This window comes from Rhizobium sp. BR 314 (assembly GCF_047445805.1).
Lineage (GTDB): Bacteria > Pseudomonadota > Alphaproteobacteria > Rhizobiales > Rhizobiaceae > Rhizobium > Rhizobium lusitanum_B.
The window spans coordinates 163,484-183,195 of record NZ_JARWLA010000001.1 but is presented as its reverse complement, the minus strand read 5'-3'; the positions used below and the strand labels follow the sequence as shown (position 1 = coordinate 183,195).

Here is a 19,712-nt window from a genome sequence, read left to right as displayed (position 1 = left end):
TCAACCCAATCCTATCCCCCATCCGGTATCCCCGCAAGACCTCGGTATGGCTTCGCGGGAGGGGCAAACTGATGTCCGCATCCGCCTATTTTCAGCATCGCTTTCAGCAATTTCGCAGTCTGTTCAAATGGATCCTCCTGGTCGCGCCGATGGCTGTCGTTGTCGGTTCGCTCTGTGCCCTGTTTCTGTGGAGCCTGGACAAGGCGACGGCAACGCGCTTCGACCATCCCTGGCTGATCTTCCTGATGCCGGTTGCGGGCTTTCTGATGGTGCTGGTTTACCAGCGCTTCGGCCGCGGTTCCGAAGGCGGCAACAATCTGATTGTCGACCAGATCCATGAGCCGGGCGGTGGCGTGCCGCTGCGCATGGCGCCCTTCATTCTCGTATCCACCGTTCTGACGCATCTGGTTGGCGGCTCGGCGGGGCGCGAGGGCACGGCCGTGCAACTCGGGGGCAGTATTGCCAGCGCCTTTGCCAAGGTTTTTCGGCTCAGTCATGCCGAGATCCGCGTGCTTCTCATGGCGGGTATCGCCGCCGGTTTCGGTGCGGTTTTCGGCACGCCGATCGCCGGGGCGATCTTTGCGCTCGAAGTGCTGACGATCGGGCGAGTGCAATATGAAGCGCTCATCCCGAGCCTTGCGGCAGCGATCGCGGCGGACTGGACCTGCCACGCGTGGGGTATCGAGCATATCCAGTATCAGATCGGCTATCTTGCAGGCACTCCGGCCGGCACTTTCCATCTGGATGCGTTGCTGCTTCTCAAGGTCGGCATAGCCGGCGTGATCTTCGGTCTGGCCGCCCGCTGTTTCAGCGAGGTCTCGCATCGGGCGTCGGCGGCGTTCAAGCGGCTCTGCGCCTATGCGCCGCTGCGGCCCGTTATTGCCAGCGCGATATTGATCGGCCTCGTCTACCTGCTCGGAACCCGACAATATCTGGGGCTTGGCGTCTGGTCGCCCAACCCCGGCGATGCGACGATCCTCGGCTTCTTCGATCCCGCCCATGTCGACTATTGGAGCTGGTTCTGGAAAGCGGTCTTCACCATCGTTACACTGAGCGCCGGCTTCAAGGGCGGCGAGGTGACGCCTCTGTTTTTCATTGGTGCTGCGCTCGGCAATGCCCTTGCCTCCGTCCTCGGGGCCCCGGCCGATCTCTTCGCCGGATTGGGTTTTGTCGCCGTCTTTGCCGGGGCGACGAATACACCGCTGGCCTGCATGATCATGGGCATCGAGCTCTTCGGCGCGACCCATACCGTCTATCTCGCTGTCGCCTGCTTCCTTGCCTACATCTGCAGCGGCCATACCAGCATCTATCTGGCGCAGCGGCTTGGCATCGCAAAGAGCGCAGCCTCAGGACCGCTTCCTGCGGATGCACAACTGAGACATATTCGCGATGGCAACCTGACGGCGCAGCGGGAAGATACCCATAAGATCGAAAAGGCTTGATGTAACGAAGGCTGGAGATTGGCGTGCTCCATTTCATCGTGTTTGTCGGTGCCGGGGTCGGCGGCGCCTTCCGCCTTGGCATCAATGAAGTTGCCGACCGTCTGCTCGGTGGGGAGTTTCCCTTGGGCACCCTTGTCATCAATGTCCTCGGGGCCTTCCTCATGGGATTGCTGACGGAGTATTTCTCCTTCCTCGGCGGTGTGTCGCAGGAGGTGCGGCTGTTTCTCACCATAGGCATCCTGGGCGGGTTCACGACGTTTTCGACCTTCGCATTGGAGAGCGTCCTGCTTTGGGAACGCGGTCAGTGGGCGCCGGCAATTGCCTATATCGCCCCGTCCGTTTTCCTATCTATCTGTGCGTTAATTGCTGGACTTGCAATTGTCCGGCTAATAATTCAGGCTCAAACTACATAGTGATGGAGCTCGGCAGATTTCGCCGCATTTCTGCCGATTCTGAGGTGAATGGCACACGAGAATTGCTGGAGATTCGTCCCAGGATGAACCGCCGTTCGTTGCGAACGGGCTCTCTTGCGAAATTCGACTATTCAACTCATATAATTGATTATTAAGATCACCGCATAACAAAGGAGTCGGGTGTCAATCGGGAAGGGACAGACTGATATCCCAAGCTTCAAGCCTGTTGCCTCCTAGGGATTTGCATGCAGATTCCGTTGGCGAAGATTTCCTCCCTGGACAGCCCTTAAAGACAGACATGACGGAGAGTTCCTTGAGCGCACCTGCTCCCACTTCCAACGAATCGCATACTCCGGAACAGACTTTTGGCACGGCCGGGATCGCGCCCATGGAGCGCGCGAGCGCGATGACGCGCTTCTTCATGGGCATCGTCGCCTGGGCTGAGGGACTCAATCTGAAATACGCCAAGCTTGGCAACCCGCCTGTTTATGACACCAAAACCTTCCCCTGGGCTGCCGAGATCGAGAAGGATTATCCGGCGATCCGTGCGGAGCTTGAGAAGGTGTTGCTGCGCCAGAGCGAGCTTCCGACCTTCCAGGACATCTCGACCGATGTGAAGACGATTTCGACCGACACCCGTTGGAAGACCTTCTTCCTCCTCGGTTTCGGCGTGAAGTCCGAGCAGAACATCAAGGCGTGCCCGAATACCTGGGCTGCCGTACAGAAGATCCCCGGCCTGACCACGGCGATGTTCTCGATCTTCGAGCCGGGCAAGCATCTTCCCGCGCATCGCGGCCCGTATAACGGTGTGCTACGCCTGCATCTCGGCCTCATCGTGCCGGAGCCGAACGACAAGCTTGCTATCCGCGTCGACAAGCAGGTGTGTCATTGGCAGGAAGGCAAGGCGCTGATCTTTGATGACGCCTATGAGCACGAGGCCTGGAACCATTCCGACAAAACCCGCGTCGTCCTCTTTGTCGATTTCGTCAAGCCGCTGAAATTCCCGGCCCGCATCGTCAACTGGGCCTTGATGAACCTGGCGATCTTCACGCCTTTTATCAAGGAAGGCCTCGATAATCACAAGGAATGGGAAAAGAAGTTCTACGCCGAAGCCGAGGCGTTCAGAAACCGTCCGAAGCCCTGATTTCATCGGCTGTTTGATTTAACAAAACCCCGGAATCAGCGAAGATTCCGGGGTTTCATTTTGTCGATCAGAGGCCGGCGTCAGGCAGGCTTGCTCGCGTCCTCTCCCTCTTCCTCATAGTCTTCTTCCTCCGGCTCGGCTGCCGCGGACTTCCCGTCGAGCTTGCCGAGAAGCGCCGAGATGGCGTTGTCGCCGTCGAAGCCGGCTTCCTTGAGCAGGCGGTCGAGGATCGGCTTGTTGGCCTGGTAGGAGAGAAGCTGACCGGCAAGCCCTTCGCCGAGGCCGACGCCGTTGCCACCATTCGTGCCGCCGTTGTTGCGGCCGAGCATGCCGCCGGTGTCGAAGATGCGGATGTCGGAGATCTTTTCGATAGGCTTGACCGCTTCGGCAAGGGCGGCGGGCACAATGCGGATGCGCTCGCGGGTGATCTCGAACTCGATGATGGCGGGGCTGAGCTTGTTGCGGGCTTCGTTGAGCAGCGCTTCGCTCTCAGCCGTTGCCTTACCGGTTTCGAGAATACCCTTGGCCTTGATGATCGCGGCATCGGCATCGGCGGTTGCCAGCGTCTTGATGGCATCTGCCTGGTCGATGGCTGCCTGCTTTTCGGCTTCTGCTGCAATCGTAACGGCGGTCGCCTGGGTCTGAGCGCGCTTTTGCGCGTCGATCACGGCGATCTGCTTTTCACGTTCTGCGATCTCAACAGCCTTGGCGGTGCCGACCTTTTCTTCGGCAGCGATGGCGAGTGCGCGGGCAGCCTCTGCCTTGGCCTTGGCTTCCGACTCCTCACGGCTCTTGTTGGAGACCGCGATGGCGCTTTCCTGGGCGACGATCTGAATGTCGCGCCGGGCTTCGGTATCGCGCTGCTGCACGGCCCGGGTTGAGTCGATGTTGGCGGATTCGCGGGCCTGCTTTGCAGCCGCCTCGCGTTCTGCGATCGCCTGTTCGGCCGCAATGCGGGCTTCTTCTTCCGCGCGCTTGGCTGCCTGTTCCTGCTGTGCGGTTTCGGCGCGGGTAGCGGCCGACTTATTGGCGATGTCGCGCTGCTGGTTCAGCTCGGCCTCGCGCTTCGTCCGCTCGATGGTGAGGGACTGTTGGCGAGCCTCGAGGTCCTTCTGGGCGATCGCGACTTCGGTATCGCGGACGACCTCGTTGCGCTCCTTCTTACGGGCTTCGGTGACGCGGGTGAGCGCGGCAAGACCGTGGGCGTCGAAGAAGTTGTTGGCATTGAAGTGTTTGATATCGGTCTGGTCGAGGCGGGTAAGCGACACCGATTCTAGTTCGAGACCGTTGGATTGCAGGTCGGAGCCAACGGCATCCTGCACTGCCTTGACGAAATCCATGCGTTGTTCCTGCAGTGCATCGAGATTCATCGTGGCTGCGACCGAGCGCAAGCTGTCGACGAACTTTGCCTCGATCAGCTGGCGCAGTTGCTCGCTGTCGTTGGTGCGGCTGCCGAGTGTCTGGGCGGCAAGCGCGATGGACGAGCTGTCCGGCTTGACACGGACGTAGAACTCGGCACCGATGTCGACGCGCATGCGGTCTTTGGTGATCAGCGCGTCGTTTTCGCCGCGCTGAACTTCCAGGCGCAGGGTCTTGAGGTTGACGCGAGCGATTGAGTGGAAGATCGGCAGCACCACAGAACCGCCGTCGAGAACGACTTTCTGGCCACCGAGGCCGGTCCGCACATAGGCTTCATCGCGGCTTGAGCGGACATAGAGCGAGGCGAGGACAAAGCCGATCCCGAGGATCAGGACGAGGCCGATGCCTGCGGGAACGATAAGGTCGTAAAGGTCGGTCATGAAGGTTGCTCCGTGGAGGATTTATCACCGGACTCCACAAGGTCCGATGGGGCGGAAACTGCGATGAAGATGTCGGCCTTGCGGTCGACAAGCAGGACTTTGGCGCCGATCGGCAACGGACCTTCGCCCTTGGCGGCGCTGGCTCGCAGCTGATGCCAATTGCCGAAGGCATCCTTGACGCTGACGCGGCCGGGCAGGCCCTGGTCCAGAGGGCCGATGGTGACTGTGCCGGTGCGTCCGACGAAATCGGCGCTGTCGACGGCATAGGTTTCATCGCGTGGAATGAGCCGCGCGATGGTGCGGGTTGAGCCTCTTACCAGCGGAATGGTCAGAACCGTGGCGGGAATGACCGCGACGATTGCCGGCAGTGGTGCAGAAATACTGTCGGCGACCGTCTGCACGGCGAAGCCGGTGATGGCAAACATGCCGAGCAGCAGCATGATCAGGATCAGCAGCGGCACGCCGCCGATATTGATCCAGGAGAGCAGGCCGGCGAGCGCACCATCGTGACCATCGAAATGCGGCTTACCGATGAGTTCGCTCAGCGAGAAGCCGAGCAGCATCGACAGGATTTCGATTGCCGTCAGTCCGATCAGGATCATTGCCGCAATGGCAAAAGGCACACATTCGGGTGCGAGAAACAGATGCATCGTTTACTGGCCATTGGCCTTGAAGCGGGCAAGGCGTGCTTCTATAGCCTGCTCCCGGTGCAGGCGGTCGAGCTCATCGAGCTCGGCACTGGTGGTGGGCTCGCCTGCCGGTACGCCCGTCAGGCGAGAAACTGCCGACGCCGCGCGAGCTGCGCCGATGCTGGGCGATACATGTGATTTTCCACCGCTTGTCTCCTCCGGCGCATGACGGGCGACGCTGCGCTTGAAGTCCACGAGCCGTGCTTCTGCCTCGCGGCGTGTGGCGAGAATGGCTTGCAGCGCCTTCTGGCCCTCGTCGATCTGCTCGTGGGAATCCGCCAGCGCCTTGTCAAGCGCGGCGATCTGGGCTTCCAGGTCGATCTGGCGGGCTACGCCGGCCTTGGCGAGATCGTCGCGATCGGCGGAAACGGCGAGCCGTATTTTCTCGTCGAGGGCTGAGAGGTTATCGGCAATTTCAGTACGGCGGCTCTGGATGCGATATTCCTCGGCGCGCGCCTTGCCCAGGTCGGCGCGAGCTTCGTCTGCGGCCGCATCGATCTCCCGCAGCGCTTGTTCGATGACTGCGATCTTGTTCGCGCCTTCCACCTTGTCGATGGCGGTGTTGGCGAGGCCGGCGATCAGCCGTCCCATGCGGGAAAGAATGCCTTCATTCGTCATGATGTTTTCCTCCGTTCGAGGGGAGTTGGGCGTTACGCCGATGTGAATCTCGTAGCGGCCGTCATCGGCGATCAAATAGGCGGGAAAGACGCTCTCCCAGCCCTTGAAATAACCGGCCACGTCGAAGGGCACGGCAAACCGGCCGCGCACCGTCGAGATTGTCAGGTCCGATGGACCCTTGATGGCAAAAAGCTTCTCGTCGAGGGGCAGACGGTTGATCGCCGTCAACGCCCCTCGGCCTGCCGCAAAGTCCCGCAGGCCGAGCGTCACGAGGCGCGCGGGCAAAGCGGTGCGTTCGCGGATGGTTTCATAGGCAAGGTCATGAAGCCTGACGAGGTTCGAACCGGCTCTGTCCGGAACGATCTCTGCCAAAAGTGTCATCATCTGCCTATATGCGGCGAAGGTCTCATCCATCGCCTGTTGTGCCTCTGCATCGGGCGCGAGTTCATACCGCAGATCCGTTGCGTGCGATGGAGTGGGTGTCTTAGCCATGCATCTCAAGTAAAGCACCGCTCAAGTGCTTTTCAAGGGCTTGCATCAGCAAACATGAATGAATTGTAATGAAAGATGGGCCGCATAAGTTGCAGAAACTTGATGCTTCGCGCTCTCTATGGAAGATCGCAGCCGATAGCAACTCCCGTTTGTGTGGAAGTTGCTCCCCAACATGGCCGCATCCAGCCGGTGCCGCGCCCCGGTCAGGGCGAAGCATCGTTTTCGGATTGAGGTCTAAGGGCTGACTACTTGATCGTGCGGACGATCGCCGCGCCTGAGGTCATGCCGCCGCCGAAAGCGACGAGGCCCAGGTTGAGGGGCTCGGATCGTTCATGGGCGACATGCATCATGGCGAGCGGGATGCTCGAAGAGCTGGTGTTGCCGTAGTTCTCGATCACGCTCAGAGCGGGACGACCGCTGCGCTTGGCGATGGTGTCGATGATGCGCTGGTTGGCCTGATGTGGCACGAGCAGATCGAGATTGGCAAGCTCGATGCCGGCATCGACGCAGGCATCCTCGATCGACCGGGACATGGAGTGCACGGCTTCGGTGAAAACCGTGCGGCCATTCATTGCGATGACGCCATCATCCGGCAGCGGTACATAGAGAAGATCGCCCGGCTCGGGCCGCCCGCTGATGGTGGGACGGCTTGCCGCGAATATGGGGTTGCGCGCCATTTCGCGGGTCGTCACCAGGCTTGCGGTTGCGGCATCGCCGAATAGGATGGCAGTGGAGAAATCCTTCATGTCGAGCAGCGGCGACAGGACCTCGGAGGTGACGATCAGCACCTTCGCGTCGTTCTGCTGTGCAATGAAATCATAGGCTTGCTGCAGAGCGTAAAGATAACCGGAGCAGGCAGCGCCCATGTCGTAAGCGGCCAGAGATGGCCGGACGCCGTCTTCCGCGACGGCGACGGCAACGCGGCTTGCGAGCGACGGCGTCGCGATATCAGGCGTGCCCGTTGCGGCTATGACCAGATCGATGTCGTGGATTGTCATCTGGGTCTGGCGAAGCAGATCGCGCACGGCCTTGGTCGCAAGGCTAAGCGTACCTTCGCCCGGAGCAACCCAGTAGCGACTCTTGATGCCGGTCAAGGCAAAGATCTCTTCCGCGCGCCGGTTCGGCCAGTGATGGATGATGTCTTCGTTGGCGACGCGGCGCCCGCCTGTCGCATAGCCGATGCCGCTGACCGCGATCTCCGAGAAACTGCCGGAATGGCGGCGTAGCGTCGGGATGGCATGCGATTTCAGGCGACGCAGCACGAATTTGTTCTGGACTTCCGAGGCAAGTGCGAAGTTGCGTTCGCTGCTCTCACGGTTTGCGTCGACGGTCAGAAGCGGGCTGTCGGTGGCGATCTGATCGCCGACCCTGGCGAAGACTTCCTGCACGACGCCGCCGATGTTGGCGCAGATCTCAACCGAGGCCTTCGTTGCCTCGACGACTGCCACGAGTTGGCCAACTTCGATCGTGTCGCCGGGCTTGACCAGCAGATCGGTGATCAGCACGTTTTCGTCGGCCGGGCCGGAGCCGATTGCCTTGATGGCGGCAGTCGGGCCGCTGTCGTCCTCTTCGTGCCAGGTCACTTCGCATTCGAGAACTTCGGCCATCAGATCCACAAGCTTGCTGTAGGACGGCAAGGTCTCGAGCTGATTGCGAAAATTGAACGGGACGTGGGCATCCGAGCGGGCAAGCCTGCGCACGACCACCGGAACATCGGTCTTTTCGGTAACCGTAGCAACGATTTCTGCGCCCATGCCGACGGTGCGGTTGTCTTCATGGACGACGATCAGGCGGCGCGTGCGCCGGGCGCTGGCCAATACCTCTTTTTCGTCCCAGGGTGAGATCGAGCGAAGGTCGATCACCTCAACGGAAAAGCCCTGGGCTTCGAAAGCCTTGGCCGCATTGGCGCAGAGGGAGACGGTATTGCCGTAGCTGACTAGCGTCAGGTCCCGGCCGCGCGCCACATGGCGCGAAAGTCCGGGGTGGACGAAGTGCTTGTCGAGGTCGGGCGAGGTGCGGCCGTCGGAATTATTGAGCACCGCCTTGGGATACATGAAGACGGTGGGGCGCCGGGATTGGAAGGCGGCATTGAGCAGACCGGCAGCGTCGCCGGCGCTGGATGGCATGACGACGTCTATACCGGGCGTGTGCGCCAGCAAGCTCTCGAAGCTCTGAGCGTGGAACGGGCCGAGGCCTGGCTTGTAGCCGCCGCAGCTGACCATCAGGATGACGGGGGCTTCCCAGGCGCCATTCGTGCGCCAGAACATGCTGCCCATTTCCGAGACTATCTGGTTGTAGGCGAGCGGCAGGAAATCGGCGAACTGCAGGAAGGCGACAGGACGCTGCCCCGCAAGTGCGCGACCGACGGCGGTTCCGACGATCGTCGATTCCGTCAGCGCGGCATTGCGCACACGGTCTGGATATTTCGTGCTGAGGCCACGGGTGACGCCGAAGACGTCGCCCTTTGGATCTTCGATATCCTGGCCGAACAGCACGACATCGGGATTGGCGGCGAGCTGGCGTTCCAGCACGTCGTTCAATGCCTCGCGCATCGTCAGTGTCGCTTCGCGCTCGTCGCCGCGATATTCCGCCGCTTTGCCGAATGATGCGGGGTAGGGAGCCTTTGCTTCCGGCTCGACCTTGGGCGCATCTTCCTTGCGGGCGAGGTTGGCCTCGACCTGCACCTCGGCCGTCAGCTCCTGCTCGATCCTTTCAAGCTCGCCGGCATTGATGCCGGCATCTTTCAACAGTGCGCGCAGATTGGGAAGCGGATCGCGGGTGGAGCTCGCTTCGATCTCCAGTGTTGTGCGGTAAGTCTTCTGATCGTCGGCGTTGGTGTGGTCGGACAGGCGCTCAACATTGAGCAGCACGATGCTCGGTGCGCGGCTCTCGCGGCTTTGGCGAACGGCCTTGCGGAAAGCCTCACGCGAGGCTGTGAGATCATCGCCGTCAGTGCGAATGATGTCTACGCCGTAAAACGACGAGGCGGGGCCACCGGGCAGATCGAAGAAAGTCTGCTTACTCGTCCGTGTGGAGATCGAGAAGCTATTGTCTTCAATGACGAAGACGACCGGGGACTGGTTGCGTACGGCCTCGGCCACAGCTTCGACAAACTCGCCCTGCTGGGTCGTGCCGTCGCCGACGCAACAGATCGCGATCGGCTTGCCGGATCTGTTTTTCAGCGCCGCGCCGACGCCGGCTGCGTGCAACGCATTGTTGCCGACGGGGCCGACGATCGACGTGATGTTGAGCGCGCGCGATGAAAGGTGTGCGCTCATCTGCCGGCCGGCGGAATGGGAATTGGCGGTGGCGAGAAGACTTGAGAAAAATTCGCGAATTGGCATGCCGCGCGCCAGCATCAGTGCCTTGTCGCGATAGTGAAGGTGCAGCCAGTCGTCTTCCTGGAGGAATTCGTTGAGCAACGCCGTCGACTCATGTCCGGCGCCGGAAACATGGAAATGTGCTATGCCTTGCTTGATGAGTTCTCGCTCAAGGCGGTCTATTTCTCTAGAAACATAAAATATTCTATGAAGTTGCTTGAGGTATTCTGTGCTGAACCTCCCTTCCATCTCAATGATTTTCCTAATCTTTCATCACGAACAATTTGCGTGGACCTAGGTAATCCCCTGGGGGGGCTTTTTCAATACACGTTAAATGACAATATCTTCCCGGTTTGAAACGCAATTGCGTGCGTTGTCGGGTCGAAATTTTTCGGAATGTTGCTATCCACAGTGCAAGCGGGGCGGACCGACGGGAGGTTCGGCCGACACCTCCCGACGTTCCAGTGCCGCGTATTTCTAGCTGCTTTTGCGCATTGGTCTGCCGTCGCGCCGGGCCGCTGCTGCTGCAGCCTTTGCCGCTTGCTCTTCCTTTAGAATGAGCTCCTTGGGCTTCTTGCCGATGATTTCCTTGCGGCCCTTCTTGGAGAAGGGCTGCGCGATCTGGGCGAGGAAGCCCTTGGCGACCTTACCGGTGATGCCGATATCTGTGGAGGAAGGGCGCGGCGGATTGTAGAAAGTGCCGAGGAGCTGATCCCAGATCACAAGATTTTCGCCGTAGTTCGTATTGCCCTCCGAAAGCAGCTTGGAATGATGCCAGCGATGCAGGCGCGGCGTTGAGAATATCCAGTCGAGCGGGCCGGTGCGCATATCGACATTGCAGTGGGTGAGCAGGCCAATGGTGGCTGTCACCGCGCCGATCCACAAGAAGACAGGCAGCGGCGCGCCGAGCAGGTAGAGCGGAATCTGGCTGAGCGCGATCTTGAACAGCGAGTCGATGATATGGAAGCGGCCGGTGTTGATGACCCAAAGCCGCTCGACGCTGTGATGCAGCGCATGAAAGCGCCAAAGCGACAAATGCTCATGGGCGAGGCGATGCGCCATGTAGAGGCCGAACTCGGCGATGACGAGGCCGAGAGCCACCTGGAAGATCATCGGCCACTGGTCCGGCCAGAAGCGTGAGTGATAGCTCAGCACCGGCTGCGCGACGGTCGCCACCGCCATGGGGAAGGACGTGCCGATGGCGGCGGCAATTTGCACGCCCCCTTTGCTCAGCATCGTATGGGCGATATCGTTGAAAGTTTCGCCATCGCGCTTCTGCCAGGTTTTCTCGTAGGGCATCAGTCGCTCGAAAAGCGCGATCACTGCAACGGTCGAGAGGTAGGTGACATTGAACCAGAGGAGATGCATGTTCGATGCGAAGGCAAAATAAGCGCCAATCAAAGCGCCGCAGAAGATCGCTGGCCATAGAAGGGCTGAAACAGCAGCGTAAAGACGCGAACTGCTTTGAAATGTCATGCCATCGTCCTCAGATATTGGTCATCGAATAATTTTCGCGTGAGCAAGCGCGTTATGTAGCGCGATGATTGTGGAGTCGAAAGTGAAATTTTCCGGCCTCACTGGCCGTCTGCAAAAACGTTGAGGGGGTATTGGCATGTGGATAGAGGTTGCTGGAGATCTGCATTGGGATGCCTGGGCGCGTTTGCGCGCCGAGCTTTGGCCCCATCGTTCGCTCGAATATCATCGCTCCGAGATCGAAGAGATTTGTTCGGCTGAGGGCAGTGTTGGGTTTGTCGCGATCGATGCTCTGGGCCATGCTGTCGGTTTTGCAGAAGCGACATTACGGCACGATTACGTCAACGGCTGTGAAACCTCACCAGTTCTGTTTCTCGAGGGAACCTATGTTCGCCAAGAGGATCGACGCAAGGGTGTGGCCAGCGCGCTTTGTCAGGCCGTTGCCGGCTGGGGAAGGGCAGCCGGCTGTTTCGAATTTGCTTCCGATGCGCTGATCGACAATCTCGAAAGCCATGCATTTCATGCCGCGCTTGGCTTCGTGGAAACCCAGCGCGTCGTTTATTTTCGCAAGCCTGTGTAGCGAGAACCGCTGCCTACTGGTCTACCCAAATGTCAGTTTGGTCTTCTGTCGGCCGGCCTCGTCGAAATTCGCTGGATCCAGCCAGCGCTCATAGCCGGCCTTCAGCTTCGGCCAGTCGGCATCGATCATGGCAAACCAGGCTGTGTCCCGGTTCTTGCCCTTTGCGACCATATGCTGGCGGAAGATACCCTCGAAGGTGAAGCCGAAACGTTGGGCGGCGCGCTTCGACGGCTCGTTGAGATTGTGGCACTTCCACTCGAATCTGCGATATCCGAGCGTGTCGAAGACGTAGGATGCGAAGAGATAGAGCGTTTCGGTCGTTACCCGGCTGCGGGCGATCGCCGGCCCCCAGAGAATGCTTCCGATCTCGATGACGCCATGCGTGCTGTCGATCCGCATCAATGCCTGCCGGCCCTCGACACGGCCGGTTCGCTTATCGATCGTTGCGAAGAACAGGGGATCGGTGCCGGAGGAGGCTTTCTCAAGCCAGGGAGAAAAGGCTGCATAATCGGCTGGAGCGTCTTCGAAGAGATAGCGGAAGCGATCGTCGGCGCCGGGGGCCTGAGCCGAGGCAAACAGCTCGGTACCATGGCGTGTCGGATCGAGCGGCTCGATCCTGACATAGCGACCTTCGAGGGTGGTCCGTTCGGGGCGAGACACGCCGCTCCAGTTGGCAAGATCCATATTAACGTCCTTTGGTCTTCGAATGCAGGTCAGCGAATTCGACCTGATGCTATCAGGTCTACCAGCGCTTGTGGTAGCTCAATATTGCTGGGCATGCCGGGCGCGGTTTCCGGCGTTGCCAGATGGCTTGTTATCGGCAATACGCCGGCCCATACCGGATAGTCCGCTTCGTCGATGTCGCCCGGCGGAGCGTTGCGGACCTTGGCGGTGGCTTCGTCGATCTTCATCCGCAGCACCGATGTCGCCTTGACCTCCTGCGTGGTCATCGGCCGCAGGCTGTCCCACCGTCCGGGAAACAGATCCTCGATGAGTTGGCGCAGAGCATGGTTCTTTTCGTCGGGATCGTCGACCAGCCGAGCCGTACCGAAGACCATCGCCGAGCGATAGTTGACCGAATGATTGAAGGCGGAGCGGGCAAGCACATAGCCATCCATGATGCTGCAGGTCAGGCAAACCGGCATGTCCTCGGCAGCACGCAGGAAGCGGCTGGCGGAGGAGCCGTGCCAGTAGACATAATCGCCTTCGCGCCAATGCAGGGTCGGCGTCACATAGGGGGCATCGTTGATGACATAGCCGACATGACAGAGGGGCGAGGCATCCAGAATGGCATGGACGTCCGCGCGGGCATGGGTGCCACGTTTCGGGCTTCGCCGCACGCGTGTCCGTTCTGTGGTGGGGTAGTCCGCTGTTGATGGTGGCAGCTGATCGCTCATGGGCTCTTCTCCGTTGTACCATTGATCTCTGTCAGCAAAGAGGTATGATATAAACAGCCAGTTTTTCAATTTTTAGCAGACCAGTTGAGGCCTCATGGTATCCGTGGTGCAATGGGCCGATATCGACCGTGCCGCCGGCGATCTTGAGGGGCAAGTCTATCGCGTGGTGCGCGATCGTATCCTGCATGGCCAAATGGCGGCGGGACAGCGCCTGCCTTCAACGCGGGCGTTGGCGAATGCTCTCAGTGTCGCGCGTTCGACTGTCGTCAGCGCCTATGACCGCTTGAAAGCGGAAGGCTATCTGCAGTCGACGACAGGGGCCGCGACCCGGGTCTCGGCGTTTCCGTCACCGTTGCTGGGGCAGTCCGTGACGCTCAGGTCCAAGCTGCCTCAGGCCACGGAGTTCGCCACCGGGGGATTGTTCGAACCCGGGGTTCCCGATGTCGAGGCTTTTCCCCATGCGGCCTGGGCACGGTATCTCGGCGCGCGCGGCCGTTCGCTGCGGGTACACGATCTCGGCTACGGCGCGCATGGTGGCATCCGCGAGCTGCGGGAAGCGATCCTCGACCACATCGCAACGACGCGCGGCGTGATTGCAAGGCCCGAACAGGTCGTGATCGTTCCGACAACGGGTGCGGCGATCAATCTGCTGACCAGCGTTCTGCTTTGGGCAGACCATCCGAATGACGGCGTCGCCTGGATCGAGGATCCGGGCTATGCTACGGCTCACGCATTGTTCCGGATGGCAAGCGCGATGATGGTACCTGTCCCTTGCGATGCCGAGGGTATCGACATCGGGCGTGCGGTCGGGCCGCCGCCACGGCTCATCTATGTCACGCCGTCGCACCAATACCCGACCGGCGTAACGATGAGCCTTTCCCGTCGCCTTGCATTGCTCGAATTTGCGCGCACTAGGGGTGCGATCGTGATCGAGGACGACTACGACAGCGAATTTCAATATGAGTCTCGCCCGATTGCCGCGTTGCAAGGGATCGACCGCGGGGAGGTTGTCGCCTATCTCGGCACGTTTTCCAAAACCCTCGCGCCCGGGCTGCGCGTCGCCTACGCCGTGGTGCCTTCAAGGCTGGTGGCGTCCGTCGAGGCGGCGCAGCGGCTGAGAGGCGCGATCGTGCCGGTTCATATTCAGGCGGCGCTTGCCGACTTTATCCGCGAGGGGCGTTTTCGCGCCCATCTGCGCCGCATGAATGGTGTTTATGCCGAGCGCATGGCAGCTTCCGTTGCCGCCCTCAACAGCCATTGCGGCGAGTGGCTTTGCGTCGGTGCCGGGACGGGAGGGCTGCAACTGGCAAGCTGGTTCCGGGATGAAACTGTCGATGACCTTGCGGCGATGCGTAGCGTCAATGCTCACGGCTTCGCGCTGCGGGCGATGTCGTCGCTGCACCTGGGGCCGGCGCGGCCTGGCCTGCTGTTCGGTATCGCCCGAATGGACGCTGAGGGGGCGGACGCGGCGGCGGCGAGAATCGCAAATGCGCTGGCGACTTCATCCGTCAGCGGCTGACGAACATGGCCCTGTATTCGCGCGGCGTCATGCCTTTCAGCGCCTTGAATTGCCGGTTGAAGTTGGCAAGCGAGGCATAGCCGGCGGCATCGCTGATGTGATGAATGGCCTGCTCCGTGGAAGAGAGGCGGGCGCATGCGTCGCCGATGCGCATGCGCATCAGATAGTCGGAAATGGCCACGCCAGTGTGGCGCCGGAACATGCGATGCAGGCCGGAGACGCTGAGCGCGGCGATATCCGCCAGCTCGCCGAGGCTGATCGCACGGGCATAGTGAAGATGCATATGCGTCAGCACGCGGTCGATGCGTTCGCGGCTTTCCCTGGCGTCCGGCGCTTGAGCGGGCGTGCTGGCGAGTGGTATTGCCTGCCGGTCCTCCGCCACTGTGACGAGAATACCGAGCAGTGACAGAAGGCGTTCGACTGGCGGCTTTTCGAAGATCGTCTCGAAGGCTGGCCGCACGGCTGCGGCGACATCATTCGAAAAGTGAAGGCCGTTATCGCCACGCCGCAGCATTGCCTCGATGGGTCGAAATTCAACGGCTCCGCCCGTCATCTGCAACAGCCAATCGCGATGGAACCAGAGCACGAGCGCGATGTGCGGTTTCTTCTCCTCGATTTTGGCGCGTGAGACCCAGCTGTGCGGCAGGTTGGGGCCGACCAGAACGAGATCGCCGTCTTCATATTCGCCGCTGTGATCGCCGATGAAGCGCTGGCCGATCGAGTTCAGCGTCAGGGTCAGTTCGAACTCCGGATGATGATGCCACTGGAAGGGAATGCAATCGTCCAGCCTGCGGTTCAGCATGCTCCATGATGCCTCTGGTGGCCGAGACAGGACTTCGAGATAGGACCTCATAGCGCGTCCATAAGATAACGAAGGCCGGAATAGTATCAGAATTGGCCATGGCCGGGCAACATGATGGTAGCGAATGCAGCTACAACATTTGCGTCACCCGAAATCAAAGGGGTAGCCAGATGGAGGAAACAGATGCAGCCAGCCTTGAAAAGAGATGCTCACCCGACCGCTTCCGCAGTCACGACGCAACTGAAGGATATCCAGAAGACATTGCCGCTCAGGGTGTTGTCGATGGAAGATTGGCAGCATTGGATCACCAAGGGCTATGTGATCGTTCGCCAGGCTGTGCCGCAGGCGAATGTTGAACGGCTTGTCGAGCTTCTCTGGCGTTTTGACGAGAAGGATCCGAGCGACCCGTCGACCTGGTATGCGCCGCAGCGGCGCGAGCACAAGATGAAGGAGCTCAACAACACTGGCATGCTGGAGATTTACAATCACCAGTATCTCTGGGACAACCGTATGGAAAAGCGCATCTACGATGTCTTCGTCGACATTTGGGATCGCGAGGATCTGTGGGTCACTATCGATCGCGCCAATCTCAATCCGCCGAAGAAGGTGAAGGGCAATCCGAACGGCTTCATCCACTGGGATGTCGACACCTCGATCCGTCCGATGCCCATCGGTGTCCAGGCCGTCTTGAGCCTGAAGAAGCAGGATGGCGACGTCGGCGGCTTCCAGTGCGTGCCGGAACTCTTCGAGCATTTCGATCGATGGGAAAAGACGCAGCCCGAGGATCGCGATCCGATGCATCCCGACATGACGGGCCTGTCGGTCGTCAACATCGACATGGAACCTGGCGATCTGATGATCTTCAATTCGCTACTCGCGCATGGCGTCCGCCCAAACCATTCCGACAACCGCGTTCGCATGGCGCAATACATTTCCATGCATCCGGCAGAATACGACAATGTCACCGAGCGCGAGGAACGCATCCGCCTTTGGCGGGAACTGGACTCCCCGAAGCGCGACGCCTTTCCCGGCGATCCCCGCGAATGGGAAAAGCACAATGCGACCACGGCGAAGCTGACGCCGCTTGGCGAGAAGCTGCTGGGCCTCGAGGCCTGGTAGGTGGCTGAAGATCTAGTTCTTGAGAAGCATCGAGCGGCCGTGGGCCGCTCGATTTACTAGTGGTGATGCGAAGCCGTCAGATTTCGTTCCAGCGGCGGATGACCGGCTCGGTCAGATCATGCTCGTAGCCAAGTACGCTGATGCTTGTGGTGTCGAGCACCAGATGCGCACCACCTTCCGGCGGCAGGCCGACCCAGCGAGCGGCGAAGACGCGCAGGAAATGGGCGCTCGAGAAGATCAGGACGGGGCCGTTGATGGCGCGAAGCTCGCTGATGATCCTGTCGGCGCGTGCGCCGACATCGGCCGCGGTCTCGCCATTCGGGCAGCCGTCGCGAAAGACCTGCCAGCCTGGCCGCTCCGCCAGGATCGCCTTGGTGGTGATGCCTTCATAGGCGCCGTAGTCCCATTCCGCCAGATCGTCCTTGACGACGCGACGGTCGCCGAAGCCGGCGAGCGTGCAGGTATTTTGTGCGCGCTGGGATGGGCTTGACCAGACGGCAGCGAAATCGATGGCTGGCAGGCGAGCTGACACTTTGCGGGCGGCTTGTTCGCCGGCGGCGGTCAATGGGATATCCGTGCGGCCGGTATGCCGGCCGGAAAGGCTCCATTCCGTCTGCCCGTGTCGCACCAGGTAGACTTCGGGATAGGCGCTGCTCATGCCGATTCTCCTTTGCGCTTGGCGTGCGGAATTCTTTGCATCTGCTAGCGGCCGTGTCGAGAGATAGAGCATTTCCAACCCAAGCGGGATCGTGGAAATGCTCTAAAGCTGATTGACAGTCAGCATGACAACCGCCTGCAAAACCAAAGCCTTGCAGGCGGTTGTGAATATCAGCGCTTCACGGCGCGGCGAACGCTGTAAAGCAGGATGGCGAGGCAGCCGGCAAGCAGTAGCGACCCGCCGGCAAGCGGCGGCATGGCGAGAAACTCCACTGCGCCGGCGATGACAAGGATGAGGATCAGGCAAAGCGTGGCGAGGCTGCCGTCGTCAATGAACATGCCGATGAGTTCGGAGAGGGCGATGCGCAAGATGGTCATTGGGCTGCCTTTGCTGTTGTGCTGCCGCGCATGCCGCGGATGATGGCATAGGAGGCGAGCGAGACGATGGCGAAGATGGCGATCAGCGCGAGATCCGCTCCCGGCCAATGCGCGCCGAGACCCTCGCCAGTCCAGAAGATGCCGAAGCTGGTGAGCATCAGGCCGACGACGAATTTTAGGGTGTTTTCCGGCACGGTGGCGAGCGGACGATGGACCAGAAGTCCGATGAGCATGACGAGCACGAAGGCCGCAAGCGCGCCGAGGCCGGCATAGAGCGTCAGGCCATGCGCGCCGCCGACGGCGATAACGATGAAGACCACTTCGACGCCCTCCAGTAGTACTGCTTTGAAAGCGGCGAGTCCGGCGAGATAATCGGCACGACGATCGGTGGATTGCGCCTGCAACGCTGCCGTCTCCTTGGAGAAGGCTGCCTCCTCGTCATGCAGGGCGATGACGCCGAGCGAACGGAGGATGGCCTTGCGCAGCCAGCGCATGCCGAAAAGGATCAATAGAACGCCGACAACGAACTGCAGTATTTCGATCGGTATCAGCGCAAGCAGCGGCCCGAAGATGAGGACAAGGGCCGCAAGCACGGCAAGGGCGAGCGCCGCGCCCGTCAGTGCCGGGCGCCAGCTGCGGGTGACGCCCACTGCGAGAACAATAGTGAAGGCTTCCACGACCTCGACGAACGAGCCGAGGAAAGATGCCGTCACAGTGGACAGAATGGGTGTGAGGTTGTTCATGAACTGATTCCCGAATGACGGTTAGAGCTTTGAATCGGCATGATATTTTTCGGATGATTTTCTTGATGTGCTGGATGAGTTAGCAAGGGGAGGATTCCCGCATGGCGACCATGATTGTCGTTCACTTACGCCTCCTCGTGCCGCGTTTGCTCCACGATTTATCGATGGCGCCGCGTAGCTGGCTGAGTTTGTCGAGGCTGTCTATGGCGGTATCCCGGCCCTTTGCCGCAAGTGCCACGATCAACGCTTCAATCAACACCATCGTGCCGCCATGCATGGCAAGATGACCGGCATTGCCGCGTGGAACGGGCAGGACTTCGGCCACCCTGTCGGCAACCAGCAGGCCAAGGTCGTCGCTGATCAGGATAACGGGCACTCCATGACGGCCCGCATGTTCGAACAGCACGTCCACTTCGCGGTAAAGCGGCGCATAGGCGATCATCAGCACGACATCACCGGTACCGACCCACAGCAGACGGTCGGCAAGTGCGACGCCCGAGGAGGAGAGCGCGTTTGTCGGCAGGCCGATGCGATTGAATTGCAGGCTGGCATAGTCGGCCATGGCGCCCGATGGCCCAATGCCGAAGACATGACGCCGAGCGGCACCCGCCAGACTATCGACACAGCGCTCGAAGCTTGCTGCAAACGCATCTTGTCGCATGACCCGCAATGCCTGTTCATGCATGTTGATGACATGGCGAAGCGCATTGCTGGCCTGGCTGCCTGTCTCTGCCAGCGTGCGTTCCAACCGCGCGCCAGGTGAGGGCGTTCCCGTCAGTTCGGCAAGCAGCGCGGCCCGGAGTGTCGACAGGCTTTCGAAGCCGAGGGCGCGGGCGGTGCGGACGACCGTTGCGTCGCTGGTGCCGGCAAGCTGCGCGATCTGGGCAGCTGAATTGAGCAGGGCAGCCTGCTTCTGATCAACGAAGAAGCGCGCGATGCGTTGTTCCGCCGGCGCCAGCGTTTCCATAAGACCTAGAACGTGGTCGTCGAAGCTATGGTGCTTTTGCATCTTTCCGCTCATCGGAAGTCTTCATTTCTGTAGTAATTGCTACCAGTTCCATTGTAAGTAGCATTTACTTCAGAAGAATGACAGCAGAAATAACAACGGGCGCCTCGCTGTATCGCGA

Annotated in this window: 18 protein-coding genes; 6 read left to right on the top strand and 12 right to left on the bottom strand. The window is 60.4% G+C overall.

What is annotated here, in order from left to right; translation table 11 throughout:
• Positions 1-71: 71 nt before the first annotated feature.
• The 3 genes from QD461_RS00860 to QD461_RS00850 all read left to right on the top strand — a co-directional run bounded on the left by QD461_RS00860 (position 72) and on the right by QD461_RS00850 (position 2,999).
• Positions 72-1,442 carry a voltage-gated chloride channel family protein gene (locus QD461_RS00860; protein WP_414086064.1) on the top strand — a complete coding sequence of 457 codons (1,371 nt, stop codon included), beginning with the start codon at positions 72-74 and terminating at the stop codon, positions 1,440-1,442.
• Positions 1,443-1,465: 23 nt separating this feature from the next.
• A complete protein-coding gene (gene crcB, locus QD461_RS00855) occupies positions 1,466-1,855 on the top strand; it encodes a fluoride efflux transporter CrcB (RefSeq protein ID WP_414086063.1) in 390 nt (129 codons plus the stop codon).
• A gap of 298 nt (positions 1,856-2,153) precedes the next feature.
• Entirely contained in the window at positions 2,154-2,999 is an 846-nt protein-coding gene (locus tag QD461_RS00850) for an aspartyl/asparaginyl beta-hydroxylase domain-containing protein (RefSeq protein ID WP_414086062.1), read from the top strand.
• An 80-nt stretch (positions 3,000-3,079) separates the two neighbouring features.
• Here QD461_RS00850 and QD461_RS00845 read toward each other — a convergent pair whose 3' ends face one another.
• The 5 genes from QD461_RS00845 to QD461_RS00825 all read right to left on the bottom strand — a co-directional run bounded on the left by QD461_RS00845 (position 3,080) and on the right by QD461_RS00825 (position 11,393).
• On the bottom strand, positions 3,080-4,798 hold the full coding sequence (locus tag QD461_RS00845) for a flotillin family protein (protein WP_414086061.1): 1,719 nt from the start codon (positions 4,796-4,798) through the stop codon (positions 3,080-3,082).
• Positions 4,795-5,448 carry an OB-fold-containig protein gene (locus QD461_RS00840; RefSeq protein WP_414086060.1) on the bottom strand — a complete coding sequence of 218 codons (654 nt, stop codon included), beginning with the start codon at positions 5,446-5,448 and terminating at the stop codon, positions 4,795-4,797. Before QD461_RS00840 ends, QD461_RS00845 begins: the two co-directional genes overlap by 4 nt.
• A gap of 3 nt (positions 5,449-5,451) precedes the next feature.
• Positions 5,452-6,597, bottom strand: coding sequence for a PspA/IM30 family protein (locus QD461_RS00835; RefSeq protein WP_414086059.1), 1,146 nt, complete (start codon positions 6,595-6,597; stop codon positions 5,452-5,454).
• 245 nt (positions 6,598-6,842) lie between these two features.
• On the bottom strand, positions 6,843-10,166 hold the full coding sequence (locus QD461_RS00830; RefSeq protein WP_414086058.1) for a thiamine pyrophosphate-dependent enzyme: 3,324 nt from the start codon (positions 10,164-10,166) through the stop codon (positions 6,843-6,845).
• A gap of 228 nt (positions 10,167-10,394) precedes the next feature.
• Entirely contained in the window at positions 10,395-11,393 is a 999-nt protein-coding gene (locus tag QD461_RS00825) for a sterol desaturase family protein (RefSeq protein WP_414086057.1), read from the bottom strand.
• A 136-nt stretch (positions 11,394-11,529) separates the two neighbouring features.
• Between QD461_RS00825 and aac(6') the strand changes: the two genes are divergently transcribed.
• On the top strand, positions 11,530-11,970 hold the full coding sequence (aac(6'), locus tag QD461_RS00820; RefSeq protein WP_414086056.1) for an aminoglycoside 6'-N-acetyltransferase: 441 nt from the start codon (positions 11,530-11,532) through the stop codon (positions 11,968-11,970).
• 21 nt (positions 11,971-11,991) lie between these two features.
• On the opposite strand, the gene QD461_RS00815 is transcribed toward aac(6'), so the two are convergent.
• Together QD461_RS00815 and QD461_RS00810 are read right to left on the bottom strand one after the other, a co-directional pair.
• Complete coding sequence (locus QD461_RS00815) at positions 11,992-12,654, bottom strand: GNAT family N-acetyltransferase (protein ID WP_414086055.1); 663 nt, start codon at positions 12,652-12,654, stop codon at positions 11,992-11,994.
• Between the two features lie 29 nt (positions 12,655-12,683).
• Positions 12,684-13,367 carry a pyridoxamine 5'-phosphate oxidase family protein gene (locus QD461_RS00810; protein WP_414086054.1) on the bottom strand — a complete coding sequence of 228 codons (684 nt, stop codon included), beginning with the start codon at positions 13,365-13,367 and terminating at the stop codon, positions 12,684-12,686.
• Between the two features lie 94 nt (positions 13,368-13,461).
• Between QD461_RS00810 and QD461_RS00805 the strand changes: the two genes are divergently transcribed.
• The gene (locus QD461_RS00805; RefSeq protein ID WP_414086053.1) at positions 13,462-14,886 is read left to right on the top strand and encodes a PLP-dependent aminotransferase family protein; all 1,425 of its coding nucleotides are present in this window, start codon (positions 13,462-13,464) and stop codon (positions 14,884-14,886) included.
• Here the strand turns inward: QD461_RS00805 and QD461_RS00800 are convergent.
• Positions 14,876-15,739 carry a helix-turn-helix domain-containing protein gene (locus QD461_RS00800; protein WP_414086052.1) on the bottom strand — a complete coding sequence of 288 codons (864 nt, stop codon included), beginning with the start codon at positions 15,737-15,739 and terminating at the stop codon, positions 14,876-14,878. The genes QD461_RS00805 and QD461_RS00800 overlap by 11 nt on opposite strands.
• A 132-nt stretch (positions 15,740-15,871) precedes the next feature.
• Between QD461_RS00800 and QD461_RS00795 the strand changes: the two genes are divergently transcribed.
• Positions 15,872-16,807: a phytanoyl-CoA dioxygenase family protein gene (locus QD461_RS00795; protein WP_414086051.1), complete on the top strand. Its 936-nt coding sequence runs from the start codon at positions 15,872-15,874 to the stop codon at positions 16,805-16,807.
• Positions 16,808-16,883: 76 nt separating this feature from the next.
• Here the strand turns inward: QD461_RS00795 and QD461_RS00790 are convergent, their stop codons facing one another.
• From QD461_RS00790 to QD461_RS00775, 4 genes are all read right to left on the bottom strand, one after another.
• Positions 16,884-17,465: a histidine phosphatase family protein gene (locus QD461_RS00790; protein ID WP_414086050.1), complete on the bottom strand. Its 582-nt coding sequence runs from the start codon at positions 17,463-17,465 to the stop codon at positions 16,884-16,886.
• A 170-nt stretch (positions 17,466-17,635) separates the two neighbouring features.
• Positions 17,636-17,842 (bottom strand): hypothetical protein, encoded by a 207-nt coding sequence (locus QD461_RS00785; RefSeq protein ID WP_414086049.1) that lies wholly within the window; start codon positions 17,840-17,842, stop codon positions 17,636-17,638.
• Entirely contained in the window at positions 17,839-18,585 is a 747-nt protein-coding gene (locus QD461_RS00780; RefSeq protein ID WP_414086048.1) for a COG4280 domain-containing protein, read from the bottom strand. Before QD461_RS00780 ends, QD461_RS00785 begins: the two co-directional genes overlap by 4 nt.
• A 121-nt stretch (positions 18,586-18,706) precedes the next feature.
• Positions 18,707-19,606 carry a MurR/RpiR family transcriptional regulator gene (locus QD461_RS00775; RefSeq protein ID WP_414086047.1) on the bottom strand — a complete coding sequence of 300 codons (900 nt, stop codon included), beginning with the start codon at positions 19,604-19,606 and terminating at the stop codon, positions 18,707-18,709.
• Positions 19,607-19,712: the final 106 nt, after the last annotated feature.